The organism is Pseudoalteromonas sp. S1727 (genome assembly GCF_005886375.1).
GTDB lineage: Bacteria > Pseudomonadota > Gammaproteobacteria > Enterobacterales > Alteromonadaceae > Pseudoalteromonas > Pseudoalteromonas haloplanktis.
Genome location: NZ_PNDT01000203.1, coordinates 1 through 1,419, shown reverse-complemented (window position 1 = coordinate 1,419; position 1,419 = coordinate 1). Strand labels below are relative to the sequence as shown.

Below are 1,419 nucleotides of genomic sequence, written 5' to 3'. Positions count from 1 at the left end.
AACCATTTATATTGCAGTATATTGATCCAAGAAATAAGGTTTGTTGTTTTAACTAAATTGAGACGATTGACTTTTAATGCACACTTAAAATATTAATTAAGGAAACGTTATGGACTTTATGTTCTCAGCGGATATCAGAAGTTATAAAACCATGCGTAATGATGAATTACGTGATGCATTCGTTACCGCGCCATTATTTGAAAGCGGTAAGATCAACCTAACGTACACTGATGTCGACCGCGCTGTGATTGGGGGGATTACTCCGGCCGCGGAACCGATTTTGTTACCGACCCACAAAGAGCTGGCTGCGGACTATTTTTGTCAACGCCGTGAAGTGGGCATTATTAATATCGGTGGCGAAGGGGTGATTACCGTTGATGGCACAGACTACCCAATGAACAACCGTGACAGTCTATACATCGCGAAAGAAAGCCAAGACGTGGTGTTTGCATCGAAGGATGCAGCGAACCCAGCAAAGTTCTATTTAGCGTCGTATCCTGCACATCGTGTTACGAAGACTGTGCACGTACCAAAAAGCAAAGCGATGTGCATTGAGCTTGGCTCTCAAGAGACCTCGAATGAGCGCACGATATTCCAATCAATTCGTCCAGGTATTGTAGATAGCTGTCAATTAGTAATGGGTATTACCGAGCTTAAAAAAGGCAGTGTATGGAATACAAAACCACCGCACACACACTTTAGACGCACCGAAGTGTATATGTACTTTGACTTACCAAAAGATGAAAAAATCTTTCATTTAATGGGTGAGCCAACGGAAGTGCGCACATTACCGATAGAAAGTGAAGTGGCAATCGCGTCACCGAGTTGGTCAATCCACAGTGGTGTGGGTACATCTAACTACACGTTCATTTGGGCGATGGGTGGAGAAAACCAAGAATTTGATGACATGGACCACATCGAGGTGAGTGCATTACGTTAATCAGATGATGCATTGTAACTAAGCGTTCGCCTGCCACCCGCTGGCGACCGCCAGCATTGATACCCCAAACACGCCAGACTTGGTAAGCACTCACACAGTGAGTGTGTTTGGGCGACCCAATTTGCCCACTCAGTGGGTATAAAAAACAGTATCCGGCATTCATTGCTGGAGACATTGTTGCACCCTAAATTTAGGAATGAGGAAAATTTATGGCCAAAATAGCCTGTTTAAAAGAGGCTGCCGCGACTGAGCGGCGGTGCGCGTTATTACCCGCGAATGTTAAAGCGTATGCGCTGCTAGGAGCAGACGTGATTGTTGAATCAGGATTGGGTGAAGGGATTTTCATCAGCGATGACGAGTATGCCAGTGCAGGGGCTACGGTTCTGAATGACCGCGCTGAGATTTTAGCGCAAGCGGATGTGATTTTATCGGTTGATAAATTACCGGCCGAGGATATTGTGCACGCAAAAAACAAAACG

Annotated in this window: 1 protein-coding gene and 1 pseudogene; both read left to right on the top strand. The window is 45.2% G+C overall.

All coding sequences use genetic code 11. From position 1 onward, the window contains the following. The first annotated feature begins 109 nt into the window (after nucleotides 1-109). A complete protein-coding gene (gene kduI / locus CWB85_RS21635) occupies nucleotides 110-940 on the top strand; it encodes a 5-dehydro-4-deoxy-D-glucuronate isomerase (protein ID WP_138556001.1) in 831 nt (276 codons plus the stop codon). A 209-nt stretch (nucleotides 941-1,149) separates the two neighbouring features. Then, nucleotides 1,150-1,419, top strand: a pseudogene (locus tag CWB85_RS21630) (NAD(P)(+) transhydrogenase (Re/Si-specific) subunit alpha); the annotation flags it as partial.

Bases quoted from the DNA above. Each gene is read 5' to 3' on its own strand.
- kduI (WP_138556001.1), top strand. From the start codon at position 110: ATGGACTTTATGTTCTCAGCGGATATCAGAAGTTATAAAACCATGCGT.